Here is a 25,615-nt window from a genome sequence, read left to right as displayed (position 1 = left end):
CAGTTCGCAGGCGGACGGGTTAGGATTGGCATCGGCGGCTGTCAAGGGTTCACAACGGCCCTGAAGATCGGCCGGGAGGATTCGAATGACACACCGTTCCGGGACCGCCACTCTATCGGTCGGCCTGCTCGCCGTCGCTCTCCTCCTGGTCCCGATCGTCCCGACCCACGGAGTCCCCAATCTGGTCGACCCGATCCCGCCGCCGCTCCCCCGTCAGAAGCCGCCGAAAGCCAGCGGTGGTCTGAAGCCGATCGTCGAGGACAACGGCAAGGAGTGGGGACTGAGTGAGGAGTTTCTCGAGCCGCTCTATCTCAGCGCCGAGCGGTATGCGGCCCACGCAGAGAAGTTCTTCTGTCAAGAGACGTCGCTGCAGGCAAGTTACGACGGCGATGGCGGGGTCAGCAACGAAACCAAGCGGGAGTACAGCTATCTTCTCCTGCAGGGCTCCGACGGCGAATCCCTACGAGAGAGTCGACGCGAGTATCGCAAGGACGGGAAGAACTTGAAGGATGGGGAGATCAGCGACGCCGACCCATTCCCGCCGGCCTACGCGTGGGTCTACCTCTTCAGCCGCTTCAATAAGTCCTACTTTTCTTTCCGCATGCTGGAAGAGCGCTTCGACGGATTCGACTGGGTCTACGAGATCCAGTTCAAGGGTGGCCTGCCCTACACCGACGGTCGCGATATCCGACAGTGGGAAGGGAAAGTGCTCGTCGACGTCGTCACGAACACCCCGCTGCATGTCATCGCCGAGCCTTCGGGGCAGACGCCTCGCCTGGAGGCGATGTTCAGGCGCTATCAGAGTTCGTTCAACGTGCTGGGGTTACGCACCGCACCGAAGCCGCTGGGCTACCGCGCCGACATCGACTTTCGTTATCAAGACAAGGAACTCCGCTTTCCCACCCGCCTGCGCTACAACACGTTTCGCGCCGTCGCGACCGGAAAGGTGGTTCCCACACGGGCCTCGTCACGGATCTACGCGAATTACCAGTTCATCAAGATCGACACGGATGAACAGATCGGAACACCCAAGAGTCCCTGAATTCTGACCGATGAAAGATTCCCGGGAACCCAGAGTCGTTAGCGGTGTCCATGACCACCAGGAGGTGGGACCCGATGCCGAACTCGCCGATCTTCTGGAACGGATCCGTCGAGGGGACGGGGACGCTTTCGAGCAGGTGGCGCGCGAACAGGGACCACGACTGTTTCGACTGGCGCTTCGTCTGTGCAGCCAACGCGCCGATGCGGAGGACCTCGTGCAAGAGACGCTGCTGAAGGGGCTCCCGGCACTGAAACGGTTCGAAGGTCGCTCCAGCCTTGCGACCTACCTGACCCGCGCGATGGGCAACCTGTGGAAGAATCGGCTCAGGTCGCGCAGCCGATCCCGCATGGTCGATTGGTTTCGTGGCCTCGGTGGCTCGGCGGCCGAAGATGAGACCGATCTTATCGAGCCGGCCGCGGATCTTCCCGACCCACAGCAACATCTTGAACGCCGGGAAGAGGCGGTCGCGGTGCAACGAGCCCTGAGACACCTCGAACCTACCCGGCGTTGGACGTTGCTCCTCCGTGAGGTCGAGGACCTCTCCTACGAAGAGATCGCCTCGGTCACCGACGTCCCGGTGGGAACCGTGCGATCGCGGATCGCCCGAGCGCGGGCCGAGATGCGTCACCTACTGGAGTCGTCGGCATGAGCTCACACGACGATAAGATGTCCCGGGTTCACGACTATCTGGACGAGCGGATGTCGGCCGACGACCGCGTGTCCTTCGAACGAGAGATGGCGAACAACGAGTCGTTGGCGTCCGAGGTCTCTCGCCATCGAACGTTACGCGACGCGCTGCGAGCGGATCCTACGGCGGAACCTCTGGGCGACGCATTCTACGCCCGCGCGCGAGAGGAATTCGAGTCCCCCACAAGTCGAAGATCGAGCCCGTGGCCGTATGTCGGCCTGGCGGTTGCCGCAGGCCTCGTGCTCGTGCTGTTCGGCCCGCAACTTGTTCAGCCGCCCGAGTCGCCTCAGCCGTCCACCACCGTCGCGACGGAATCGGCCAAGGAGAAACTCGCGGAGGAAGACGCGGAGGGAGACGCGGAGGGCATGATGCGACTCGAGCAGCGGGCTCCCGAAGCGAAGAGACAACAGAAGGATCTCGCCAAGAAGCGTTCGGTCGATTCACGGGATGCGGACGTCGGCGTCGCCGAGATGATGGACGTCGCCGCGCCGCAGGTGAACGGCGTCATCATCGAAGCATCGATGATCGGGCCCGACGAGATACGGGTTGTCCAGCAGGAGGACTCACGCTCCCTCCTGATCGGACGCAATCACCTCAGGCATGGCTGCGGATCGTTCACCTGGACCGTCGAGGGTGACGAGATAGTCGTCCGGGCGATTCCGATGGCCGGCGCTGATGTTCTCGTGGCCGACGGTTGCTCGATCCCCTTACCGCTCGATGAACGACCGATTCGACTTGTAGACCCTCGCGATGAGTGATCACGAGCACGTGATGCCCGTGGAGGACTTCATCGACCTCCACCCCTTTCGCCCACGGGACATCCCCGACGTAGTCGCGTCCTACCTCGAGGCCGCCGTCGAGGCGGGCTTCAGCGAGGTGCGTGTCATCCACGGCAGGGGCATTGGCTTTCAGCGCCAACGGGTTCGCGATGTGCTTGAGGCCCACCCTGAGGTGGAAGATTATCGAGACGCGCCTTCGGAACGGGGGGGGTGGGGCGCAACGATCGTCCGGCTACGTCGGCCTGAGATTGACGCCCCCACGACGGATGACCAGAATGGGACGAAGAGGACCGAACCATGAAAGAGATCGTCACAGTTCACTGCCCGTGCTGCGAGACCCGACTTCGGGTCGATGTCGCCACCGAGGCGATCGTCTCCGAAGAGCGTCCGAAGAAGAAAACGGACCAGACCTTCGACGAGGCCGTGCAGAACGTTCGTGCGGGGGCCGGACGCCGTCAGGAAGCGTTCGACCGAGCGTTCCAGCAACAGAAAAATAGGGACGACCTGCTGGACAAGAAATTTGCGGAAGCGAAAGAGAAGGCCAAGAAAGACAAGGACGAACGCCGAATCAATCCGCTGGACTTTGACTAGGCTCCTCGAGTCCCCGCTCCTCCCGCGAACGCTGGTATAGATCCGGACGTTCGGCACTATCGAAACCGAAGCGGATCGCCTCCTCGATGAGACGATCAAGACGACCCCGGAGCCGGACAAGCACCCACTCGTCTTCCGCCGCGACGACGACCAGCAACTGACGAATCTTTCCGTCGTCTTCGCGAGTCAGGACGCGAACCTGCTCGTCGCCATCGTTCATCCGTACGAGCGCGTTCCAATCCTCGAAAACCTCATCGAATGCTCCGCTGTCGGCCGCGGAGCGGCCATCGCGATAGCCACTTAAGTTGTAGACGCCGACCTCGACTCGGCGGAGTCCCCTGAGCCTGGGGATGTCGGGCTCGTTTGCGAAACTCAGCCCCATCCGGGCCAGCCAGACCCCGGATCGCGTCACGGTGATCCCAGCCTCTTTCTCGAGCTCCACGCCGGAGCTTCGGCGAACGTCGCGTCGGAGGGACTCGGGACCGGTCATACGAATGCAACCGGTGGAAACGATCCCGACCACCAGTGACAGCAAGAACAGAGAGTGGCGCGTCAGCCTCGAGCCTCTGTTAGTCCACATCGATCGACTCCAGTCCTGGAATGTCGAGTTGCTCGCCGATCTGGCTGAGCGATTCGAGATCGATCTCCCCGGCCACATTGGCGAAGATCAGCTGACCCTCGGACATCTCGATGACCATGACCACAAGCCCCTGGATCTGCTCTTCGTTATTGAGCACCAGGACCTTGATCTCCGCATCTTCCTCTCGAACCCGCGCCAGGCGCTGCCACCCGCGACTCTGGAGGTCCTCGTCGATCTGGCGAACCTGCCGACGGGTGCGATCCAGCTCGGCCTCCTTGAGCGACAGGACCACCACGTTGATCGACTCGAGTCCGCCGGCCAGGGCGTGAAGCTCGGGATCGATCTTGGTGATCGCTTTCAGGAGTGCACCGCGGAGCGAGACTTCGATGCGCACATCCTCGTCGTCGGCCAGCCGCAGAAATTGTTCCGGATCGATCTGTCCAGGAGGGGGGTCGGCCGCCATACAGGCGAACGCCATCAGCAACGTGCAACTGCCGATGAATAAGCGCTTAAACATCTCCGCCTCCTTGCCGACCCGGCTCCGACGCTGTCGGCCACTGGATCGGAATTTCACGCAACGCCGTCGAAACCTCGTCACGGATCACTTCCCGGGCCCGATGGGCCGCCGCCCCGCCCCGTCGCAAGGCGCGAGAGGTGACGGCCAGAGCCACTCGAGCTTCCTGGGCGGCCCGCTCGAGATCTTCCTGGGGGATGGTGTCGACCTGGGCGCGGTCGATCGGCGCCGCCGGTGGCCCGGCAGGCTCCGTCCGATAGAGCCCCGTGAAGCCGATGAGCGCCACCGTGACGACCGCGGCGGCCGCCAGACGCCAATCGACCATGAATCCGAAGAACGGATTGTGCGATCGACGACGAACCGTCTGCTCAAGAACCGAATCCAGGATGCTGTCGGGTAACGCGTCCATCGACAGCGACTGCAACTGGTACTGCACCTGCTGCATCTCTTCGGCTTCCAGGCGGCACGGCTTACAACCTGCGAAATGACGATCCCGTGCTGCGAGATCGCTCGCGGAGAGCGGATCCCTCGGGTCGGCGTCGAGGAGTCTGTGGGTCCAGGCGCGAACCTGCTCGCACATCCCCCCGTCCTCTTGTCGAGTTCTCTTCATAACGTTACTCCCGTGCGGACAAGTCGTGTCCGCAGCCGCTCACGGGCCCGATGGAGTCGGGCCTTGAGCGTTCCGATCGGAATCTCGAGGGTTTCTGCAATCTCGTCGTAGGGCATGCCCTGGATCTCCCGCAAGACCACGACCGCGCGATCCTGAGGTTTGAGGCTCGACAGTGCATCGCTCATCATCTGACCGAGCTCACCGGCGTGGACCTGCTGCCATGCTCCGTGGCCCATCGCCCGCTGTTCGTTGACGACGGCGTCACCGTCGTCAACCTCGGCACGGACCTGACGTTTCCGAATCAGATCGATGCAGAGATTCTTCGCCGTTCGTAATAGCCACGCCCTGACGCGGGAAAAATCCACGGTCTCCCGATGACCCCAGAGACGGATCAGCGCCTCCTGAGCCACGTCCTGGGCTTCGGCCTCGCTACGAAGCATCATGCGGGCATACTGGTAGACTCGGTCCTTGTGCATGCGTGCGGCGCTCTCGTAAGTTTCTTCAGTCATTCCTTCACCCAAGGAACGGTCCACACGGGGAAAAGTTGCACCTTGCCGGTTCTCCGCACGGAGCTACAATGGTAGCCCGTCCAACGGCTGGAGACCCAGACCCGAAACCCTTCCAGAATCCAATGAAACCGGGCCACGAGGCCCGGAGAGGAGATCCTGAGAATGCTGACCATGTCCCTTGCCCGACGTCTATCGATCGCCATCCTCCTGATCCTCGTGCCGGCGCTCGCGCTGGCCCAGGAAGACCCTAAGCCGAAGCCGACCTCGGGCAACGATCGGATGTTCCTCTCGTTCATCGAGGACGCGGCCGTCGTCGATTCCCAATGGTGGGAAGGCCAACTGGAGTTGGTCGATGGCGACGGCTTTGACGCGACCATCGTGCGCCTCGTCGCCGCCTTCCAACCGTACGAGGATATCGAGGTGGGTGGACGGGTCGGCTTCGGCGACACCGACATCGCCGGGATTGGGACACCCGACGGCTCCGGCGCCACGGACCTCGACCTGTGGTTCAAGTACCACCTCGGCTCCAATCGAGGTAACGGCGAATTCGCCGTCGGCGGAACGCTCGTGGTTCCCACCGGCGACGACACCGCCGGACTCGGATTCGACGCGTTTGCCGCCAGCGCGTTTGGTGCCGGTCGCTGGCGATTGGACCGCGGGATCGTCAGCGGACACGTCGGCCTTCAGATCAACGGCGACGGTCGCATCTTCGGCTCGCCGGATATCGATGGCGAGATCGCGCTGCAGGCCGGCATCGGGCTCCTGTTTCCTGTCTCCGACACACTCTCGGTGATCGGCGAGTTTGATTACAACGGAGAGCGTTTCGAAGGGGCGGATTCCGATTCTCGCGTCCTCGGCGGCGTCAACTGGCGTGTGACCAATCGCGGTTCGATCCGTGGCGCGGTGAGTCTTGGGCTGACTGACGGCGCGCCGGACGCAACGATCATCGGAGGTTACGCGGCGGTCTTCTAGGACCGATCCTCGAGCACCCGATCGGGAAGCTGCTCGATGGCACCAAGTCGGGGAGCATCGCTTCCCGGGTAGAGATCGTGACGATCAAGCAGGAACGCCCGGAGCCCCGCGGCCCGGGCGCCTGCGACGTCGACCGCGGGGACGTCGCCTACAAACACGGTCGAGTCCGCGTTCGCACCCATCTGCTGCAACGCGATCCGGAAAATCTCCGGGTCCGGCTTGGCCACACCCACCACGTGGGAATCGACGACGGTCTTCAGGAGACCGTCGAACCCCGCGTCGTTGAGATCTTGCTCGACCCGACCCTCCGCGTTGCTGACGACGCCGACCGGTATGCCGGCCTCGTGAAGACGCCGGACCGCGTCGATCGCTCCCGGAATCGCAACCGTCCAGAGGCCAAACCGTCGGTGGGCCTCCCACAGCGAGTCAATCATCGCTTCCTGCACATCGACCTCACGCAGACCCGCCGCAAAAATGATCGACTGGAAGTAGTCCCGCCAACGCTCGGCGGTACTCCCCCCGGTGGCGACGTGGTCATTCACCTCCTTGCGGGCCATGGCCTCGAAGCGAGAGAGATCACCCTCGCTCACCTCGACACCCCGTGCGTCGATCAGGCGTCGCAGGTAGGCGTAGTCCAGGTCCAGCAGGACGCCACCGGCGTCGAGGAGGACGCATTCGGTCACAGTCGCGTCCCGCACGCGGGGCAGAAACTCTCCCCGCGACTGACCGTCAGTCCACAATCGCGACACGCGACGGTCCCCTCTCCGCCGTCCACCGGGGCGTCGGGGCGAAGAATCTCGCTGGCGCGACGAAAGAGCTGGGATTCGATGCGTAGCCAGTACTCTTCGTCGGTCGGCGCATCCAACGCTGCGTCGGGAGCTTCCCGCACGAGGATATCGGCGCGAATACTCTCCGCCCGTAACTGGTCCCGCGACGTGCGCGCCTCATTAAGATCGAGGAAACCGCAGTACTCCAACATCTGCGGCGCGACCGCTGCATGACGGGCGGCGTCCTTCTTCTCCGGCACCCGTTCCGGGGGCGGAGCCGACTCCAGGTCGGCGATCAGGTCGACATCACACGTTGCGCATCGTGTGAATCCTTCCCGGAATTCGTCTCTACACTGGGGACAGTACATCGTTGGTTCTCGCTCCCTGAATGAACAGATCTACAAATCGAAAAGATCATGACGCACATGGTCCGCGCAGGGTAGCCCACGACGCACCCGATCGATGGCCGTCAGGTCGATCGTGGCCGTCACGGCCCCCGGTGCGCTGACCCGCCTCGCGACCACGGCCCCCCACGGATCGATCACGACCGTCTCGCCGTGGGACCTACGGTCCGCATGATGGCTTCCGGTCTGCGCCGGAGCCACGACCCAGCACTGATTCTCGATGGCCCTGGCACGAAGAAGTGGCAACCAGTGCGCGGGCCCGGTGTAGGCCGTGAACGCCGCCGGAACAAACAGCACCTGAGCGCCCAATTGCATCTGTCGACGATACAACTCCGGGAACCGCAGGTCGTAGCAGATCGACATCCCGAGCTTCCCCAGAGGTGTGTCGGCCACGACCACCTCGGCTCCGGGCTCGACGGTCTTCGATTCCTTGAGCGTCACACCGCCTCGAATCGCGATGTCGAACAGATGGAGCTTTCGATAGGTGGCGGCGATCGCCCCCGCCGGGTCGATCAGAATGGAGGTGTTGGAGATCCGGCGCCGCCCCTTACGTCGCTCCGGGAAGGAACCGAGGAGTAGATAGCAGTTCAGGCCGGCGGCCAACTCTCGCAGTTCGGTGACGATCGGGCCGTCCAGGCCCTCGCGGATGGGAACCGGCAGCCCCTCCTTTCGGAGGTAGGCGAAATTCTCGGGAAGCGCGATCAGATCTGCGCCACGGCGAGCCGCCCGTCGGATGGCGTTTCGACTGTCATGAAGATTGCGGGCGACATCGGGGGTCGAGGTCATCTGGAGGGCCGCGACGCTCCACCTCTTCCGGCCCTTCTTTGCCACGCCCCGTACCCCCACCCTTCACCGACCGGGTCGACCGTGGCATGATGGCATACCGTCCGGACGGGGGAATCGTGCGTGGCGCATCAATCCCATAACTCGTTGAATTTAATAGACTTATGCTATATTTCGTCAACTATTTTCTCCAACGACACAGAGGGGCGTTAATCATCTGCAGCCCCAGGCGTTATTAAATTGAGGCTCACCTCAGGAGGGACCCCATAGTGAGTGCAGCTCAGGCACAGAAAACCGGATCGGCCGCCGGCGGCGAACTGGAGCAGGTCTACCGCGACCACAGCCAGAGAGTCGTGCGCGCCGCTTATCGGGTCACGGGAAGCATGGACGACGCCCAGGATGTCCTGCAGACCGTCTTTCTTCGGCTCGTTCGTCGGGAAGGCGGGTCCCCGTTGTCGGACAGTCCCGGCAACTACCTTCATCGAGCCGCGATCAACGCCTCGTTGGACATCGTGCGCTCCCGCACCGCAGCCCGATCGGCTCCCCTCGAGGATATCGAGCCGACTCTGGCAGGTCGGGAAGACGAGTCCCCGGATCGGCTTCAAGGATCCAGCGAGATCCGCGAACAGATCCGGCTGGCGCTGGCAACGATGAGCCCCAAGTCTGCGGAAATATTCGTCCTTCGTTACTTCGAGGGATATGGCAACCACGAAATAGCAAAAATGATGGGAACTTCCCGAAGCACGGTGAACGTGATCCTGCATCGCACACGTCAGAAGTTGCGCGATGCCATCGGTTCGTATGTAGGAGCAGAGCAATGAACAGCAACGACCTCGAAAAGATTCTCGATAACGCAATCGACTCGGTCCGCGAGGACAACCTCTCGGCGAAGGACGAGCAGCGCATCACCGACGATGTGTGGCGCGAGGTCGAGAAGGCCCACGCCGAATCGATCGCCGGCACGGAACAAGAGGAACTCGGTGCGCGTATCCGCGACTGCGCTGACTTTCAGGCCGTGATTCCTGCGTACCTTCGGAACAGCCTGTCGGAAGCGAAGGCCCTGCTCCTGGAAGATCATGTCGGCGAGTGCCTCCCCTGCAGGAAAGCGCTCAACGAGTCACGATCGCGTCACGGAGGCTCGACGGCACCGGTCAAGCAGCCCGGCAACAGTCGCCTCGCCGCGTGGGGCTGGCGGATTGCCGTCGCCGCGACGATCTTCGTCGCCCTGGTGGGAGTCGGCTACAACAGCTCGGTCTTCTCGATTCAGACCGGCGGGATGATCACGATCGAGAACCTCGACGGTGAGGTCTTGCAGGTCACCGAGGACGGCACGACGGCGCTCAAGGCCGGAGACACCATCCAGACATCCGGCGGCACCGCCCTGCGAACCGGCAAGGGCTCTCGCGCAATGCTCCGACTCGAAGACGGTTCGCTGGTTGAGATGGACGAGCGCGCGGAACTCGCCGTCAAGAACCAACGCAAGCTATGGGCGCTCAACGAGCGTGACCGGATCATCGATCTTGAACGAGGAAGCATCATCGTCGAGGCGGCCAAGCAAGAGAACGGCCGGCTTTACGTCAACACCGACGAGGCCAACGTCGCGGTCACCGGAACCACCTTCGCCGTCAACCACGGCATGAAGGGGTCCCGCGTTTCGGTCATCGAGGGTGAGGTCCACGTCGGGCACTCCGGTCAGACCGACATCCTCCTTGCCGGTAACCAGACCACCACGAATGAGCGACTTGATGCCGTTCCGGTCGCCGACGAGATCAGCTGGAGTCAGAACCGAGAGCGTCACATACAGGTCCTCGCGGAGTTGACCCGCATCACCCAGGAGATCGAGCAAGAGATCCAGGGACCGTCGACCCGCTACTCCACGACGCTGCTCGATCGTGCCCCCGCGGATACGGTGATCTACGTCGGCATTCCGAATCTCGCCGAGACCCTGGCCGACAGCTACCAACTGCTGCAGGAGAAGGTCCAGGAAAACACCCTTCTCTCGGAATGGTGGGATGAAGCCGTCGCCGAGGGCGACTTCGAAGAGGACCTCGAGCGGATGATGGATGAGCTTCAGGCCTGGGGTGACGAACTCGGTGACGAGATTGCACTCACCGTCCAGATGGACGCATCGGGTGGTGTCGTCGAGCCGGTGATTCTGTCCACCGTTCATCGACCGGCCGGATTCGGTCGCTTCGTGCAAGACCGCATCCAGGGGATCAGTGACGAGGTGGGCGGTGACAGTCCGATTATCGCCGTCGTTGAAGATGGCAGCATGGCACCGACCGAGGCCGACATGTTTGTCGCGGTTCGTGGCGACCTGGTGGCGTTCACTCCCGAGCGTGCACAGATCGACGCGTTCACTCGCAACTTGCGGGGTACGGCACCTTCGACATTTGTCGGTCAGCCGTTCCACACGCGCCTCGATGAGCTCTATCGTGAGGGTGTTGAATGGGTGATCGGTGTCGACGTGGCGACCCTCGTCGACGCTAACGATGTAATCGACAATAGCGATTCGATGGCCAAGACCCTCGGCATCCACGACATGCAGCACGTCATCGCCCAGCGCCAGAAGAAGGGTGACAACGCAGAGACCAGCATGGTCCTGACCTACGGCGAACCCGATCGTGGTCTGGCCTCGTGGCTGGCCGATCCGGCCCCGATGGGTACTCTGGACTTCATCTCCCCTAGCGCGACACTCGTAGCCGCGTTTGCCATGGAAGACTCCAGTTCGGCCGTCGAGCAACTGCTCGAGAAGCTCGCCGGCAAGGGCTCGCCGGTCGGAGAATGGCTGGACGAGTTTGAAGGCACCGGCCGATCCAGTATCGTCGACGATGTGGCGGCCTCGATCGGTGGCGAGTTCGCGTTCGCCATCGACGGTCCTCTCCTTCCGGTTCCCTCCTGGAAACTGGTCATGGAAGTCTATGACCCGATGACCCTCCAGATGACCCTTGAGTGGGGTGTGGGCCAGTTGAACAGTATCGCTGCCGAGAATGACATGGACGGTTTCCGTATCGTCCGTCACGGAAACGCTTACGAGTTCAAGTCCCTGGATACCGGCCTATCGGCCCACTACACCTACCATGACGGCTACATGGTTGTGGCGGCCTCTCGCGGCCTGGTCAATCGTGCACTCCAGACACGGAGGTCCGGTGTGACGCTGTCCAGTTCCCAGCGATTTGTCTCGTTGCTTCCGGAGGACAGCGAGGCCCATTTTTCGGCCGTGCTCTTCCAGGACCTGGGTTCGGTCGTCGGACCGGTCGCCCGGCAGCTCCAGGGGATGGCCGACGAGTTCAACGGTCCTCAGCAGGATATCGTCGCGGCGTTCAGCGGTGTGATGAAACCTAGCCTGACGGTCGCTTATGGGGAACCTTCTCGGATCCGATTCGTTCATACCACTGAGGGCGGCATGTTCAGTTCCGGACTAATGTCGCTTCTCAGCCTGGAACACCTCATGAATGTGCAAGAATTACTCGATCATGCGGCCAGGGCGGGCGATCAACACGCTCAGCCCGCCCTGGACCCATCGAGTGACGAAAGCGTGGATCAGCAGAACCGGACTTGACGCAAAACATAATTGAGTTTGACGGACTCGGAGTTCGCTTCGGTCGACACGAGATTCTCCGTGACCTGCACGGGAAGCTGGCCGGTCGTGCGATCGGATTGCTTGGCCCTAACGGGGCCGGCAAGACGACCCTGATCCATACCATCATGGGCTTTCACCCGCCGACCAACGGGACGGCTCGTGTGCTCGGCTTGGATATCCGGACCGAGAATCGTCGCCTGAAGTCCCGCATCGGCTACATGCCCGAGCGGGACGCGTTTGTCGCGGGCATGACCGCGGTGCGGCTCGTTCGATTGATGGCGGAGTTGAGCGGTCTCGGACCACGGGCGGCGCTGGAACGGGCCCACGAGGCGCTCTACTACGTCGGGCTGGGCGAGGCCCGCTACCGCAAGCTCGAGTCCTATTCGCTGGGCATGAAGCAGATGGCGAAACTGGCGCAGGCGATCGTTGCCAGCCCCAGCCTGATCATCCTCGACGAGCCGACCAACGGACTCGATCCGCCCCATCGAGAGCGCATGCTCCGACTGATCAAGGAGATCAAGAAGGATGGGGACGTGCGCGTGATCCTCTCGTCGCACCTCCTGCGTGATGTCGAGGAGGTCTGTGACGAGGTCATGATCCTCAAGGACGGACGCATCGCCTCGACGTGCGATCTTGAAGAAGAGCGTCGAGCCAATCGCAAGTTCATCGAGATCGAGACATCCGGCAATGACGAGTCGTTCGGCGCTGCTCTCGAAGAGATGGGTTGCGAGATTGCAGTCCTTTCGCGCAATCGGATCAAGACGGTCCTTCCGACCGGTGTCGAGATCCGAGATCTCTATGAGATCGCCGCCCAACGAGAGATTCAGATCCGACGACTGGACTTCAAGAGAAACTCCCTACAAGACATTTTCCTGAAGGCAATGGGGGCGTCTAGTGGCGGTCTATGAGCGCAACTACACGGGCTACGACGGCGAGCTGACCGACGAGCGGTCGCGTTTCCTGGTCATTCCCCGCTTCGCCATCGAAGAGGTCTTCAAGTCGAAGCTGGTGTTGATCTTCTTCGCGCTCCCCGTGATCGGCACGCTTCTCGTCTCGATCCTGATCTACCTGCCCCACAACGCCGCGGTCCTGAAGTTGTTTCAGGAGACTTCCGGCGGAATGGCCCAGGAGTTCTTCAACTACGGCACGGGGTTCTTCCGAGGCTGGACCATCTATCCGTCGATGATGTTGGCATTCATCATGGTGTTCATCGTCGGCCCCCCGCTCGTGTCGGCGGATCTGAGGAACAACGGACTGGCGCTCTACATGGCCCGTCCGTTCAGCCGCTGGGAGTACATCCTCGGTAAGCTGGCCGTCCTCGTGCCCCTGCTCGCAGCGGTGGGTTGGGTGCCCTCGATGTGGTTGTTCGTCTTTCAGAGCTACCTGGCAGGGATGGATTGGTTCAAGGTCAATTGGCGGATCGGGCTGGCCATTCTTGTCGGCCAGGGGCTCTGGGTCCTGTTCCTCTCGCTGATTAGTCTGGCGATCTCGGCCTACGTGAAGTGGAAGCCCGTCGCACGAATGGCGATCCTCGCCGTACTGATCATCCCGATGGGGGCCGCACCGATCATCAACCAGTTGCTAGACACGAAGCTTGGCAACGTGATCAACATGATGAACATGATGTTGACGCTGAGCGACGGGATCATGGGTCTCGCGACCCCTCGCGGTTTCCCGGTAGGGTTGGCTGGGTTCGCCTTGCTTGCCGCCGTCGGCCTCGCGTTGGCAGTCCTGTCCCGCAAATTGCGCCCCTACGAGGTGGTGGGATGAGTGATCTGACCATCCGCTTCGAGGATGTATCGAAGTTCTATGGCGAGGTGCTTGGCGTCAATCGCGTCGAGCTGGATATTCCACCGGGAATTACCAGTCTGGTCGGCCCCAACGGTTCCGGCAAGACGACCTTGATGAATCTCGTGAGTGGACTGCTGCAGCCGAGCCAGGGAAAGATCACAGTACGAGGCATCGACACCGACGACCCCGAGCGGCTGTTCAGAGAACTCGGCTACTGCACTCAGTACGACTCATTCCCCAAGGGCATGCGTGGACTCCAGTTCATTCGCAGCTATCTCAGAGTGCACGGATACGATGCGGCAGAATCCCAACGACGGGCCGAAGCCGCGATCACTCGCGTGAATCTGATGGACGCCGCGGACCGCCGCGTCGCCGGGTACAGCAAGGGCATGCGTCAGCGCGTCAAGCTGGCGCAGTCCATCGCCCACGATCCATCGGTCCTGATCCTGGATGAGCCGCTCAACGGCCTCGACCCCATGGCGCGCGCCGAGATGATCTCGCTGTTTCAGGAGCTGGCCGAGGCCGGCAAGAACGTCATCATCTCGAGCCACATCCTCCACGAGGTCGATCTGATCTCGAATCAGGTCATTCTGCTGAACGAGGGCTACGTCGTAGCGGAGGGTGGCATTCAAGACGTTCGCGGAGAGATGGACAAGCACCCGCTGCAGATCCTGATCCGTTGCGACAAACCCAGCCTGCTCGCCTCGAAGGTCTTCGAGATGGACAGTGTTGTCGAGGTCAAGATCGACCCCGATCAGCAGGGATTGCTCCTCAAGACGAAGGACGCCGACAACTTCTTCAGTCGGCTCAATCATCTCGTCCTCGACCATGAGATTAAAGTCGAGCGCGTCGCGCCCGCAGACGATGACGTTCAGGCGGTCTACCAGTACCTGATCGGTCAGGATAAGGGGCAAGGATGAACGGCCTCTGGCTAAGACAGATTAACGGAATGCTCAGCTTCGAGTTGAAGAAGAATCTCCTCAGCGCTCGGGCGATTCCGATCTACGCGTTGTCCCTGCTGCCGGTTGCCATCGTTACGCTAGCGATCGCGGTGGCCGCTGCGACGGGCGGCGACTTCGACGGCGTCGACAGTTTCTCCGAGTGGTTCGCCGGACTGTTTCAGTTCCACCTCCATTTCGTCGTCTTCTTCGGTTGCGTCTGGCTGTTCATGAATCTCTTTCGGGGAGAGATCCTCGATTGCAGCCTGCATTACTATTTCTTGTGCCCGATTCGACGGGAAGTCTTGATGGCCGGCAAGTTCATCGCCGGCTGGCTTTCGGCGGTCGTGTTGTTTTCCATCAGCGCGATCTACTGCTACGTCGCCCTGTACATGTTCATGGGCAACTCGCCGCTCCATCTCGATCATCTGTTTGCGTATATAGGCATCATCATGCTCGCCACATTGGGGTACGGAGCCGTCTTCGTCGTGGCCGGCATGTTCCTCAGGAATCCCATCATCCCGGCGCTCGTGATCTTTTTCTGGGAGGGCATCAACGTATTCCTGCCCGCCGCGCTCAAGAAGATCAGTATCGTCTTCTACCTCCAAGGTCTCTATCCGGTCGTGATGACCGAAGGCCCGTTCGCCATCCTCGTCGACCCCCCACCGATCTGGATGACCGTTCCTGGACTGCTCCTGCTTACGGCAGTGATCCTCCTGATCGCCGGGCGACGGATTCGGCGCATGGAAATCTCTTACGCCCAGGATTGATCGGCTTCAGGGACAGAGCCGCAAGGATGCCAGCAGCCTCGACACCGTCTCGCGGTCCAGTTCGCGATCGATGAGTTCCGCCGCTTCCGAGCCGACGATCGGCGCCGGTGGGCCGACCAGAAGTTCGTCTACCACGACCGGGTCGGGTGCATCGACCATGGCACGGGCCCAGACGAGGATTATCGGTCGGTCGACCGGTGTGCATCGCAGCGCAACGATGGCGACGCTCCCCCATCCGGTCGATGTCGGATGGACTCCACCTTCGCTTATCCTGTAGATCCGCTCCGGTAGCTCCTTCGGTGACGGCCCCGACTGACGCAGGAGCTGCCCCGGACCGATGTCGAATTCGAGGAAGTCGCGGAACTGCTCGTCGACGGCGACGAACAACTCATCGGGATCGGAGAGCCAACTCTCCCACAGCTTGGACGACCGGACTTCCGTCACAAGCAGATACTGTCCGGGCCTGCCGTCACTGTCCCAGTGGGTGGAGCCGATAGGCTCGCTCGAGAGCATCGTGACACGCGAGGCCCACGGCACCTGAACGGCGAAGCCGTAGTTGAAGCCCTCCGGCGGCTCGACGAGGCCCAGCGTCTCGAGAGCCCGCTCGAGACCGTGCTCCGGCTCGGTCAGTTGCCGCGTGGTCGCACGACTGAGCATGAACAATGAAACCAGGCCGATGACACCGCCAATGAGGACCACCACGGCACAACCGATACACCCCTGCCACCAACGACTGCTTCCGCCGTCAGCCCGCATCGTGATCCGGGCCGGATGAACCCCGCCTCAGGGTCCAACGGGTGATGACGAGCCCAATCAACGTGATCAGGACGATCGCCAGCACGGGAAACCAGAGCGCCACGGAGACACCGGCCAGAGCGACACCGTCCTCTGCAACCGACAAGACGGGGTTCCCGAGTCCAGCGGTAAAGACGGTCGAAGCGAGGCGTGCCTTGGATTTCCCGACGTGAACCACCCCTGCGACGCCGCCACCGAGGACGATCCCCAGCACCACCGACAGCAGCGGGTCCAACTCGGTGACGACAGCAACGGCCAGGATCGTCCCCGCGATGGGCTTCACGAACAACGCCACCGAGTCGAGGAAATTATCGATGACGGGAAATTTGTCGCCGACGACCTCGAGAAGAACCGCCACCCCGAAGACCACCAGAGTAGCGTCGGACCCCAACCACTCGAATCGATCCAGGAGTGGAATCCAGTCGAGACGCGCCGCGAGCCCGGTGACGAACAGCGGGAGAAAGGCCCGCAAGCCGGCGCAGGCCGCCAGACTCACGCCCATGGAGAGCTGCCAGATGATGGGTAGGATCTCACTCATGGGAAATCAGCGGATATGACCCAGTCGCGAGATCACCGTTTCGATCCGACGGCGATAGGTCTTGGTGTCGAGGCCATCCAGGGCCGCAAGAGCCTCCGCGAGCTTCTCTGCCAGATCCGGCTGCGACAGATCGACACAGGCCTGCTTCGCCTCCAGGATCCGGGTGCGGATGACATCCAGGTCACCGACCTGGATCGCGTTGAGATAAGCAATGAGCTGCGAGGAATTCATCAGGAAACGGAGGATAACCCGCTCCCCTGGGGGTCGCAAGATCCTGCACCGGCGGGTCCATTTTTTTGGGAAAGTTGGTATATTGCTTCCATGGCCGCCCTCGATAGGATGTAGATGCTCAAGAAGATCCTCTCCCTGATCCGGGGTCGGCGACAACAACCGTCCGCCTCGCGGTCCGGCCATCGTCGCGCGACGGCCGATAACCCCATACGAGTTCGACAGCCGATCCCTGATCGCGACCTCGATTCGGATGCCGTGAAGATCGTCCGACGGCTGGTTCGGCACGGTCACGAGGCGTACCTCGTCGGCGGCTGTGTCCGGGATCTCCTTCTCGGCGGACATCCCAAGGACTTCGATATCGGGACGTCCGCCACGCCGGGTCAGATCAAACGCCTGTTTCGCAACTCGCGGATCATCGGCCGACGGTTCCGGCTGGCCCATATCTACTTTCAAGACCGCAAGGTCATCGAGGTCGCGACGTTTCGGAGTCTCGAGGAGGCACCGTCCGAGCCCGGTAAGGACGCCGATCTGCTGATTCGCGACGACAACGTCTTCGGTACACCGGCCGAGGACGCGATCCGTCGAGACTTCACCATCAACGGCCTGTTCTACGACATCGACAAGCAGACGGTCATCGACCACACCGATGGTCTCGAGGATCTTCGCAGGCGTGTGGTGCGGACGATCGGCGATCCTGCGGTCCGACTCCGCGAGGACCCGATCCGGATTCTTCGCGCGATCAAGTTCGCCGCCCGTCTCAACCTCGAGATCGAGACGGAGACGCTTACTGCCATCAAGTCGTATGGCACAGAGATCGACAAGTCCGCGCCGCCGCGGGTCCTGGAAGAGATCTATCGGTTCTGCCGCGAAGGGGCGGCGGAGCGCTCGTTCGTGTTCCTGCGCGGGACCCGCGTCCTCGATGTCATCCTCCCCGAGTTGGCGTCTGCCTATCGCGACGACGAGGCGGCCTGGAAGACCCTGCGTCATCTGCTGAGAGAGATCGATCAACGACCGGCTCCGCGAATCGACGGCGGCGAGAGCCTCACGGTTCTTCTCCTTCCGCTCCTCGTCCGTCCCTTCGGTTGGGGTGGCGACGGTACGGTCGACGAGGGTCGTCGAGTAGACGCCCGCGATCTTGCCAATAGTTGGCTGGATCCCCTGGGTCGCCGGTTACGACTCGCACGCCGGGACCAGGAGATCTGTCGACTGCTCCTCCTGAGCCTCGTGCGAATGGCCCAGCCGCGGCGATTGCGGCCTCGAACTAAACAGGCGATCGTGAGACGCAGTTGCTTCCCGGCGGCACTCGGGCTGCTTGAATCGATGGCCCGGCACCTGGGGGGAGACCTGACCCGCGCCGTCGAATTCTGGGGTCGCCAGTCGGTTCCGGAGGGACGGCGCTCGGCGCCGCCGACTCGCAAGGAGACCGACTCCCCCGCCCCACGGCGACGTGGACGACGTGGAAAGCGTGGCGGTGAATCGCGTAGCAAGCCGGAACCGGAGGCGACCGTAAAGCAGGTGCCATTGGACTTCTTTGCCGCACTCCCTTCGGCACCTTCCGATGGGGCCTCGACCGAACCGGACAGTGACCGCTACGGTGGCGATCAGTTCGGCCATCACGAGCCTGAGGAGCGCCAGGAACCTCGAGAGTCTGAGGAGCGCCAGGAGCCCCAGGAATCGGAGCGACGCCCCCCGCGCAGACGGCGACGTCGGCGACGTCCTCGCGACGGCGGTGGCAACACCGACGACAAGGACCAGACCTCCGATGAGTGATCGATCTCTACCGATGCATCGACCTCGCAAGGTTCGTCAGACTCTGACGGTCAACGGCGAAACGCACGACGTTCTGTTCGACGGCTACAAGACGCTGCTCGAAGTTCTGCGTGAGGATCTTGGTCTGACCGGAACCAAACATGGCTGCGAGCTCGGCGAGTGTGGAGCCTGTGCCGTTCTGGTGGACGGCGAGCCGCTTCTGTCGTGTCTGATGTTGGCACTGGAGTGTTCCGGCCGGGAGATCACCACGATCGAAGGCCTGGCCGACGGAAACGAACTTCATCCGTTGCAGGCGGCGTTCGCCGACCTCGGTGGGTCGCAGTGTGGCTACTGCACCCCGGGAATCCTGCTCACCGCCAAGGCATTGCTGGAACGGCACCCGCAGCCGAACAGAGAGCAGATACGCGAGGCCCTATCGGGCAACCTCTGCCGCTGCACCGGATATGAGCAGATCTTCGAATCGGTGGAAGCCGCCATTCTGAAGATGACCGCCCGGTCGGAGGCAAGTCGATGAGCGACCGCGATTCGCTTTCGGTGGTCGGCAAGCCTCGGCGCCGTGTTGATGGTCGCGCCAAGGTTACGGGTCAGACGCTGTTCGCCGACGACCTGGTGCTTCCTCGGATGCTGCACTGCAAGCTGCTCCGCTCGCCGGTGGCGCACGCTCTCATCAAGCGACTCGATGTAAGCGCTGCCCTGGACTATCCGGGCGTCCATCATGTTCTCACCGGTAAGGATCTACCCATCGAATTCGGGATCTTGCCAGTCAGTCAGGACGAGGAGGCGCTCTGCGGTGAGAAGGTCCGATTCGTCGGAGATCCCGTCGCTGCGGTGATTGCAGACGACGAGCTCGTCGCCATGGAAGCGATCGAGCACATCGATGTGGAGTTTGAACCCCTCGAGACCATCGACAGTCCGGAGTCGGCCCTGCGGACGCCGGCACCCCGCATCACGAGTATGGCGAGGAAGGGAACATTCATAAACGTGTCGCGCTGGAGTTCGGCGACGTCGAAGAGGCGCTCGACGCGTCGGATCACGTCTTCGAGGACACGTTCTACTTCGAGGGCAATACCCACCTCCCGATCGAGCAACACGCCTCGCTTGCAGCCGTCGACCGAGATGGAAAACTGACCCTCTGGTCCAGCACCCAGACGCCGCACTACGTCCATCGCGCCCTGGCGAGAGTCCTGGAACTTCCCCCGGCGAGAATCCGTGTGATCGCGTGTCCCAACGGGGGTGGGTTCGGCGGAAAGAGCGACATCTTCGGCCATGAGATCGTGGTCTGCAAGGCGGCCCTGGATCTGGGGCGGCCGGTCAAGATCGCACTCAACCGCGAAGAAGTTTTTTACTGTCATCGTGGCCGGCACCCGGTCCTGATGAAGTTTCGAACGGGCGTGACCAGCGAGGGCAAGCTGACCGGCATGCACCTCCAGACGCTTCTCGACGGCGGGGCATACGGATCGTACGGTGTGGCCAGCACGTTCTACACCGGCGCGCTCGCGACGGTGACGTACGAGCTACCGCGATACCGGTTCGACGGCTGTCGCGTCTTCACCAACAAGCCCGCCTGCGGACCCAAGCGTGGACATGGAACGCCGCAACCTCGCTTCGGCCAGGAAGTTCAACTGGACAAGATCGCTGCCTCGCTCAAGCTGGACCCTGCCGAGATGCGACTGCAGATGATCGCGCCGGCGCAATCGGTGACCGCGAACCACATGAAGATCAGCACCATCGCGCTCGGTGAGTGCATTCGCCGGGTGACGGCGGCGTCCGACTGGTCCAACAAGCACGGCAAGCTTCCGGAAGGCAAGGGCGTCGGGTTGGCATGCGGCTCGTATCTCTCCGGCGCGGGGCTCCCGATCTACTGGAACAAGATGCCGCACTCCGGAGTCCAGATAAAGCTCGACCGCGGTGGTGGCGTGACGGTGTTCTGTGGCTGCACTGAGATTGGCCAGGGCTCGGACGACGTCCTGGTAGGTCTCGTGGCCGAAGTCCTCGGGACGCACCCGGATGACATTTGCTGTGTGACCGGCGACACGGACTTGACCCCGGTCGACCTCGGGTCCTACTCCAGCCGAGTCACGTTGATGATGGGGAATGCAGCGATCCAGGCGGCGGAACGCGCGAGAGAATCGTTGCGAACGGCGGCCGCGGACAAGCTCGACGTACCGGCGGAGCGTCTCGTGTTCGCCGATCGACGGGTGTTCGACACGGAAGACCCTGACCGCGGGATGTCCTTTCGCGATGCGATCATTGCCGCCGAGGAACGGTTCGGCACACTCGGGAGCGTTGGTTCCTACACGCCTCCCCGCTCGCCGGCCCGCTACAAGGGCGGTGGCGTGGGCCCGTCGGCGGCCTACTCCTACAGCGCCGCGATCGTCGGCGTGACCGTCGACCCCGCGACGGGTTGGCTGAATGTGGACGACGTGTGGTGCGCTCACGACATCGGGCGTGCGCTCAACCCCGTCCTCGCCCGCGGGCAAGTCGAGGGGAGCGTCTACATGGGTCTCGGTGAGGCACTCATGGAGGAGCAGATCTTTCGACGGCTGCCAAAGAAATTATCGGGGGCGCTTGTACACAAGATCCCCTCGCTACTTGAATACAAGAGCCCGACCAGTCACGACATGCCGAGGCTGCACACGATCCTCGTGGAAGAACCGGATCCCAACGGACCGATGGGCGCGAAGGAAGTGGGGCAGGGTCCTCTCCTCCCGATCATGCCGGCCGTCGCCAACGCCGTCTTCGATGCGGTCGGCGTACGGATCGACGAGGTCCCAATCACACCGGACAAGATTGCGAAAGCCCTTGAGTTGAAACGACAAGGGAAGGAACCCCGGGTCGGCCCCAAGACGTTCCCGGAAATCGAGTGGCCCGAGGCGTTGCAAGTCCCACCCCCGTGGGAAGGCGGCGACGGCAAGGCCATCAACGATCCGGATCGCAAGCGTGCGGCGAAGTTGACGGAGGAAGCCCGTCGATGATGCGTCTGCCGAGATTCGATTATCACGCGCCCTCTACGATCGCCGAGGCGGCGGAGATCCTTGCCGGCGAGGGGCCCGCCGCCATGCTCATCGCAGGCGGCACGGACCTTCTGCCGAACATGAAGCGACGCCAACAGACACCCGGTACGCTCGTGGCGCTTCGCGGAATCGACGAACTGCGGCAACACGACGTCGAGACGGCCGGTGCGACCCTGGGCGCGGGACTCACCTTGACGGATGTCGTTCGCAACGATGACCTCCGCGAGCGCTACGCCGGACTCTGGCAGGCGGCGGTGCAGGTCGCGACCCCCCATCTACGAAACATGGGGACCCTCGGTGGCAACCTCTGCCTCGACACACGCTGCAACTACTACGACCAGAACTACGAGTGGCGGAAGGCGATTTCGTTTTGCATGAAGAAGGACGGCGAGACCTGCTGGGTCGCACCGGCCAGCAAGCGCTGCTTGGCGGTGTCGTCGACCGATACGGCCCCAGCCCTGGCCTCGCTCGACGCCAGGGTTCGACTGGTGTCGAAGGAGGGTTCGCGAGAATTGGCACTGCTCGACCTCTATAAAGATGACGGCATCCAGTACCTCTCTCGCCGACCGGACGAGATCCTCGTCTCGGTGTCGCTTCCGGAATCGTCGGGTTGGGCCAGCACCTACTGGAAGCTTCGTCGTCGTGGTTCCTTCGACTTCCCGGTCCTCTCGGTGGCGGCTGCGGTCAAGCAGGCGGGCGACGGAACCATCGAGGACGCCCGCATCGTCCTCGGCGCCGTCGCGTCGGCACCGAGAATCTCGGAAGACGGTGCGGCCTGCCTGATCGGCAACGCGCTCACCGATGAGTCAATCGACGCCGCGGCGTCCCGGGTGGCCACCCAGTCCAAGCCGATGGACAACACCGACTTCGTGCTGCACTGGCGCAAGCGTGTGACGGCGGAGTTCGTCCGCTACGCGCTTCGTGAATTGCGCGGCGACCCGATGGGCGAGACCCGTCGCCGGATCGCCCAGCACGAGCTGATCCCGCTCTAATATTGGCCAAAAGTCCGAAAATCCGACACCGGATGACGATTCCGTCAGCCGGCTTGCCCCTCTCATGGCCGGAACCTAAGTTCGATGGCGAGAGAGGGAGAAAAAATGAGCGAAGCGACTCGACGACGGGACTCCATGGGAGGCTCGTTCATCATCGACGACAAGGGCACCATCCTGGGATTCGACCAGATGATGGAGAATCTGACCGGCTGGCCGGCCATGGATGTCGTGGGACAGAGCAAGGAGATCCGTCTCGATCCCGGTGGCGCACGAGGCCCCGGCCTGACCAGCGTGTCGCTCTTTGACGGCGATCTCCGCACCGGCGGCAGTCGCGAGCAGCGAAGCCTGGTCTTCAATTGCCGTGATGGCGGGCGCATGGAAATCGAGATCGTCGCCGAACCCCTGAGTGGGCCCGGCCGACGAACGATCATCCGCACCCTTCGCGTGCTGTCGACGACGGCCGAATCCTCGGGCCAGGCCGGTGACGGTCGAGACCCGTTAACCCTCCTACCCGACACCGACCGCTTCAAGCGACAGCTCGCGACTCATTTCGACATCGCGGCGCGCACCGGAAAACCGTTCGCGCTGATCCATCTCGACATCGATCACCTGCGGGAGTTCAACGACAGGCACGGGAGGGCTGCCGGCGACGACGTCCTCCGTCGGATGACGGGAATCCTCCGAGTTGCGATCGGAAACGAAGATCATGTCTGCCGACTGGGTGACGACGATTTCGTCGTCCTCCTTCCGGGTGCCGGACGGGGTGAGGCTCGTCGTGCCGCGTCGGGAATCCGGACGACCGTAGCGGGCTACCGATTCATCGAAAACGAACAGGCCAAGATCACGGTCTCACTCGGGGCGGCTTCGTTCCCGGCAGATGCCGAGTCCGATTCGATGTTAATGACCCGAGCACGGGAGGCGCTGGACGAGGCACGCAGCATGGGACGCAATCGCGTCTGGTGTTACCTTCGTCGCCCGCGTGTGCCCCTCGAGGTGCCGGTCTACTTCGATGGCGCCGAGTCCCAGCTGGTGGGCTATACACGCGACCTCTCGCCCAGCGGTATCTTCGTACAGACGTCGATGCCGATCGAGATCGGCATGCGTTGCGCGTTTGCGTTCCCGCTGCCGGGAAGCGATCGCAAGGTCCATGTCATCGGCCGTGTCGTTCGGTCGGTCCCGACCGACACGTCGAATGACAGCAGCGAGGTTCGAATTCCCGGTATGGGTGTCGAGTTTGAGCGCTTCGGCGGGCCGGTGGATCGCACCTCGATCGCGGAGTACCTCCACCGACATGAGGGCGAGACCCTACGGCCCGAAAACGGTGTTTTCAGCGTGTAGACGAACCTGAGGCGAATCCTGGCGGCCGGTCGCCTATAATCCGGCCTTCATGCTCAGCGCCTCACTCTTCATTATTCTCGGATCCTGGCTCGTTCTGGCGGGCCTTGCCGTCCTCGCCTATCGGTTCAACTGTCGTCGAACCGAGCGAGATGACGATTGAGCGGCGACGGCTCCATCCTGGCCGGCCTGATCGTCTACCTCGTGGTGATGTTGACGATCGGCCTCCTCTGCGCCCGTCACATGCGATCCCTCGACGACTATGTCCTGGGGGGGCGTCGGCTTGGCCCCTGGGTCTCGGCCATCTCGGAACGGGCATCCGGAGAGTCGGCATGGTTCCTTCTCGGTCTCCCCGGTGCGGCCTACGGTCTGGGGCTGACGGAGTACTGGTCCGTGATCGGCATCGCCGGCGGCATCCTCGCCAGCTGGACGTTCATCGCCGTGCCGCTTCGAAGAGAGACCGCCCGCATGGGTGCCCTGACGCTTCCCGACTATCTCGAGGCCCGCTTCAACGACCGGAGTCGGATTCTCCGTATCGTCTCGATGGTGGCGATCCTGCTTTTCTACACGGCCTATGTCTCTGCGCAGCTTGCCGGCGGCAGCAAGATTCTCAACGCGACCTTCGGGATCGAACCCGGATACGGACTCCTGATCGGTGCCCTCGTGGTCGTCGGTTACACGTTGCTCGGTGGGTTCCTGGCGGTTGCCTGGACCGATCTGATCCAGGGTCTCCTGATGACGGCGGTCGCCGTCGTGTTACCGATCGCCGGAATCATCGCCGTCGGTGGACCGAGTGCGCTGATCGAAAAACTCGCCGTGCGGGGTCCGGACTATCTCTCCATGAGTGGTGGACAGGTGGGCTCAGGGTTCTTTCTTGGCGTCGTGGTCGGTGGGATGGCATGGGGTCTTGGATACCTGGGACAACCCCATCTCCTCATGCGTTACATGGCGATTCGCAAGACCTCGGAGCTACCCAAGGGCGGTCTAATCGCGATGTGTTGGACGCTGGTCTCGTACTGGGGTGCCCCGCTCATCGGACTCGTCGGCGTCGTCGTGCTCGGCCCGAACCTGGCCGATCCAGAGCAGGTCATGCCGTTGCTGGCCGTCGCCCTGATGCCGGGGTGGATCGCAGGCGTCATGATCGCAGGCGCGACCGCCGCCATGATGTCATCAGCCGATAGCCAGCTGCTCGTCGCGTCCTCGACCCTGATCGAGGATATCTACGTGAAACTGCTGGGCGGCGGGAAACGACCCGGTCGGCTCGTCTTCTACTCGCGACTGGCAACCATCGCGGTCGGGGCCGTAGCTCTTGGGCTTGCCTATCACGCGATGCGCACCCAATCGAGTCTGATCGACTCGACCGTCTCCTATGCGTGGACCGGCCTGGGGGCGTCCTTTGGTCCACCGCTGGTATTCGCACTCTGGTGGAAGGGCACCACACGCCAGGGAGCCCTGGTGGGCATGATCGGTGGCATGATCTCGACCGTCGCATGGAAGAATATGGCCAGCCTCCAGGATCTGCTGGATATCAAGGCTGCCGCAGTGCTGATCAGCGCTCTACTTGTCTGGACCGTAAGTCTGTTGACCCGCAAGTCGTCGTAGACGACCGAAGTTTCGAG

At 62.5% G+C, this 25,615-nt stretch carries 28 protein-coding genes and 1 pseudogene; 19 read left to right on the top strand and 10 right to left on the bottom strand.

Annotated elements, in window-relative coordinates:
* Nucleotides 1-85: 85 nt before the first annotated feature.
* Genes OES25_00525 through OES25_00505 form a run of 5 tightly spaced genes read left to right on the top strand, consistent with a single transcriptional unit; the run spans nt 86 to nt 3,100 of the window.
* On the top strand, nt 86-1,042 hold the full coding sequence (locus tag OES25_00525) for a hypothetical protein (GenBank protein MDH3626122.1): 957 nt from the start codon (nt 86-88) through the stop codon (nt 1,040-1,042).
* Nucleotides 1,043-1,052: 10 nt separating this feature from the next.
* Nucleotides 1,053-1,691 carry a sigma-70 family RNA polymerase sigma factor gene (locus tag OES25_00520; protein ID MDH3626121.1) on the top strand — a complete coding sequence of 213 codons (639 nt, stop codon included), beginning with the start codon at nt 1,053-1,055 and terminating at the stop codon, nt 1,689-1,691.
* Nucleotides 1,688-2,488, top strand: coding sequence for a hypothetical protein (locus tag OES25_00515; protein MDH3626120.1), 801 nt, complete (start codon nt 1,688-1,690; stop codon nt 2,486-2,488). The genes OES25_00520 and OES25_00515 overlap by 4 nt, the downstream gene beginning before the upstream one ends.
* Entirely contained in the window at nt 2,481-2,810 is a 330-nt protein-coding gene (locus tag OES25_00510; GenBank protein MDH3626119.1) for a Smr/MutS family protein, read from the top strand. Before OES25_00515 ends, OES25_00510 begins: the two co-directional genes overlap by 8 nt.
* On the top strand, nt 2,807-3,100 hold the full coding sequence (locus OES25_00505; GenBank protein ID MDH3626118.1) for a hypothetical protein: 294 nt from the start codon (nt 2,807-2,809) through the stop codon (nt 3,098-3,100). The genes OES25_00510 and OES25_00505 overlap by 4 nt, the downstream gene beginning before the upstream one ends.
* Here the strand turns inward: OES25_00505 and OES25_00500 are convergent.
* The 4 genes from OES25_00500 to OES25_00485 are packed head-to-tail and all read right to left on the bottom strand — an operon-like array spanning nt 3,078 to nt 5,313.
* A complete protein-coding gene (locus tag OES25_00500; protein ID MDH3626117.1) occupies nt 3,078-3,680 on the bottom strand; it encodes a DUF4252 domain-containing protein in 603 nt (200 codons plus the stop codon). The genes OES25_00505 and OES25_00500 overlap by 23 nt on opposite strands.
* Complete coding sequence (locus OES25_00495) at nt 3,670-4,197, bottom strand: DUF4252 domain-containing protein (protein ID MDH3626116.1); 528 nt, start codon at nt 4,195-4,197, stop codon at nt 3,670-3,672. Before OES25_00495 ends, OES25_00500 begins: the two co-directional genes overlap by 11 nt.
* A complete protein-coding gene (locus OES25_00490; GenBank protein ID MDH3626115.1) occupies nt 4,190-4,804 on the bottom strand; it encodes a hypothetical protein in 615 nt (204 codons plus the stop codon). Before OES25_00490 ends, OES25_00495 begins: the two co-directional genes overlap by 8 nt.
* Nucleotides 4,801-5,313, bottom strand: a complete 513-nt coding sequence (locus tag OES25_00485; protein MDH3626114.1) for an RNA polymerase sigma factor — start codon at nt 5,311-5,313, stop codon at nt 4,801-4,803. The genes OES25_00490 and OES25_00485 overlap by 4 nt, the downstream gene beginning before the upstream one ends.
* Before the next feature lie 162 nt (nt 5,314-5,475).
* Between OES25_00485 and OES25_00480 the strand changes: the two genes are divergently transcribed.
* On the top strand, nt 5,476-6,285 hold the full coding sequence (locus OES25_00480; protein MDH3626113.1) for a hypothetical protein: 810 nt from the start codon (nt 5,476-5,478) through the stop codon (nt 6,283-6,285).
* Here OES25_00480 and OES25_00475 read toward each other — a convergent pair.
* From OES25_00475 to OES25_00465, 3 genes are read right to left on the bottom strand one after another with little or no spacing between them, the layout of a single operon-like run.
* Nucleotides 6,282-6,983 carry an HAD-IA family hydrolase gene (locus OES25_00475; protein ID MDH3626112.1) on the bottom strand — a complete coding sequence of 234 codons (702 nt, stop codon included), beginning with the start codon at nt 6,981-6,983 and terminating at the stop codon, nt 6,282-6,284. The two genes, OES25_00480 and OES25_00475, sit on opposite strands and share 4 nt — an antisense overlap.
* Nucleotides 6,965-7,420, bottom strand: coding sequence for a hypothetical protein (locus OES25_00470; GenBank protein MDH3626111.1), 456 nt, complete (start codon nt 7,418-7,420; stop codon nt 6,965-6,967). The genes OES25_00475 and OES25_00470 overlap by 19 nt, the downstream gene beginning before the upstream one ends.
* Before the next feature lie 30 nt (nt 7,421-7,450).
* Nucleotides 7,451-8,287, bottom strand: a complete 837-nt coding sequence (locus tag OES25_00465) for a carbon-nitrogen hydrolase family protein (protein MDH3626110.1) — start codon at nt 8,285-8,287, stop codon at nt 7,451-7,453.
* Nucleotides 8,288-8,508: 221 nt separating this feature from the next.
* Here OES25_00465 and OES25_00460 point away from each other — a divergent pair, with 221 nt between their 5' ends.
* Genes OES25_00460 through OES25_00435 form a run of 6 tightly spaced genes read left to right on the top strand, consistent with a single transcriptional unit; the run spans nt 8,509 to nt 15,321 of the window.
* A complete protein-coding gene (locus OES25_00460) occupies nt 8,509-9,060 on the top strand; it encodes a sigma-70 family RNA polymerase sigma factor (GenBank protein MDH3626109.1) in 552 nt (183 codons plus the stop codon).
* A complete protein-coding gene (locus OES25_00455) occupies nt 9,057-11,801 on the top strand; it encodes a FecR domain-containing protein (protein ID MDH3626108.1) in 2,745 nt (914 codons plus the stop codon). Before OES25_00460 ends, OES25_00455 begins: the two co-directional genes overlap by 4 nt.
* Nucleotides 11,798-12,730, top strand: a complete 933-nt coding sequence (locus OES25_00450) for an ABC transporter ATP-binding protein (GenBank protein MDH3626107.1) — start codon at nt 11,798-11,800, stop codon at nt 12,728-12,730. Before OES25_00455 ends, OES25_00450 begins: the two co-directional genes overlap by 4 nt.
* Nucleotides 12,717-13,592: a hypothetical protein gene (locus OES25_00445; protein MDH3626106.1), complete on the top strand. Its 876-nt coding sequence runs from the start codon at nt 12,717-12,719 to the stop codon at nt 13,590-13,592. Before OES25_00450 ends, OES25_00445 begins: the two co-directional genes overlap by 14 nt.
* Nucleotides 13,589-14,533 carry an ABC transporter ATP-binding protein gene (locus tag OES25_00440; protein ID MDH3626105.1) on the top strand — a complete coding sequence of 315 codons (945 nt, stop codon included), beginning with the start codon at nt 13,589-13,591 and terminating at the stop codon, nt 14,531-14,533. The genes OES25_00445 and OES25_00440 overlap by 4 nt, the downstream gene beginning before the upstream one ends.
* A complete protein-coding gene (locus OES25_00435) occupies nt 14,530-15,321 on the top strand; it encodes a hypothetical protein (GenBank protein ID MDH3626104.1) in 792 nt (263 codons plus the stop codon). The genes OES25_00440 and OES25_00435 overlap by 4 nt, the downstream gene beginning before the upstream one ends.
* A gap of 6 nt (nt 15,322-15,327) precedes the next feature.
* Here OES25_00435 and OES25_00430 read toward each other — a convergent pair whose 3' ends face one another.
* Genes OES25_00430 through OES25_00420 form a run of 3 tightly spaced genes read right to left on the bottom strand, consistent with a single transcriptional unit; the run spans nt 15,328 to nt 16,885 of the window.
* Complete coding sequence (locus OES25_00430; GenBank protein ID MDH3626103.1) at nt 15,328-16,077, bottom strand: hypothetical protein; 750 nt, start codon at nt 16,075-16,077, stop codon at nt 15,328-15,330.
* Nucleotides 16,067-16,654, bottom strand: coding sequence for a DUF4126 domain-containing protein (locus tag OES25_00425; protein ID MDH3626102.1), 588 nt, complete (start codon nt 16,652-16,654; stop codon nt 16,067-16,069). The genes OES25_00430 and OES25_00425 overlap by 11 nt, the downstream gene beginning before the upstream one ends.
* Before the next feature lie 6 nt (nt 16,655-16,660).
* Nucleotides 16,661-16,885 (bottom strand): hypothetical protein, encoded by a 225-nt coding sequence (locus OES25_00420; protein ID MDH3626101.1) that lies wholly within the window; start codon nt 16,883-16,885, stop codon nt 16,661-16,663.
* A gap of 114 nt (nt 16,886-16,999) precedes the next feature.
* On the opposite strand from OES25_00420, the gene pcnB reads away from it, so the two are divergent.
* The 7 genes and pseudogenes from pcnB to OES25_00385 all read left to right on the top strand — a co-directional run bounded on the left by pcnB (nt 17,000) and on the right by OES25_00385 (nt 25,598).
* Entirely contained in the window at nt 17,000-18,655 is a 1,656-nt protein-coding gene (pcnB, locus tag OES25_00415; protein MDH3626100.1) for a polynucleotide adenylyltransferase PcnB, read from the top strand.
* Nucleotides 18,648-19,169, top strand: a complete 522-nt coding sequence (locus OES25_00410; GenBank protein MDH3626099.1) for a (2Fe-2S)-binding protein — start codon at nt 18,648-18,650, stop codon at nt 19,167-19,169. The genes pcnB and OES25_00410 overlap by 8 nt, the downstream gene beginning before the upstream one ends.
* Before the next feature lie 107 nt (nt 19,170-19,276).
* Nucleotides 19,277-19,492, top strand: a pseudogene (locus tag OES25_00405) (hypothetical protein).
* Nucleotides 19,493-19,644: 152 nt separating this feature from the next.
* Nucleotides 19,645-21,630, top strand: a complete 1,986-nt coding sequence (locus OES25_00400) for a molybdopterin-dependent oxidoreductase (protein MDH3626098.1) — start codon at nt 19,645-19,647, stop codon at nt 21,628-21,630.
* Entirely contained in the window at nt 21,627-22,661 is a 1,035-nt protein-coding gene (locus tag OES25_00395; protein ID MDH3626097.1) for an FAD binding domain-containing protein, read from the top strand. The genes OES25_00400 and OES25_00395 overlap by 4 nt, the downstream gene beginning before the upstream one ends.
* A 105-nt stretch (nt 22,662-22,766) precedes the next feature.
* A complete protein-coding gene (locus tag OES25_00390; protein MDH3626096.1) occupies nt 22,767-23,999 on the top strand; it encodes a diguanylate cyclase in 1,233 nt (410 codons plus the stop codon).
* A 156-nt stretch (nt 24,000-24,155) separates the two neighbouring features.
* Entirely contained in the window at nt 24,156-25,598 is a 1,443-nt protein-coding gene (locus OES25_00385) for a sodium/proline symporter (GenBank protein MDH3626095.1), read from the top strand.
* Nucleotides 25,599-25,615: the final 17 nt, after the last annotated feature.

Source organism: Acidobacteriota bacterium (assembly GCA_029861955.1).
Taxonomy (GTDB): domain Bacteria; phylum Acidobacteriota; class Polarisedimenticolia; order Polarisedimenticolales; family Polarisedimenticolaceae; genus JAOTYK01.
The sequence above is the reverse complement of the archived record's forward strand: the minus strand, read 5'-3'. Positions and strand labels throughout refer to the sequence as shown.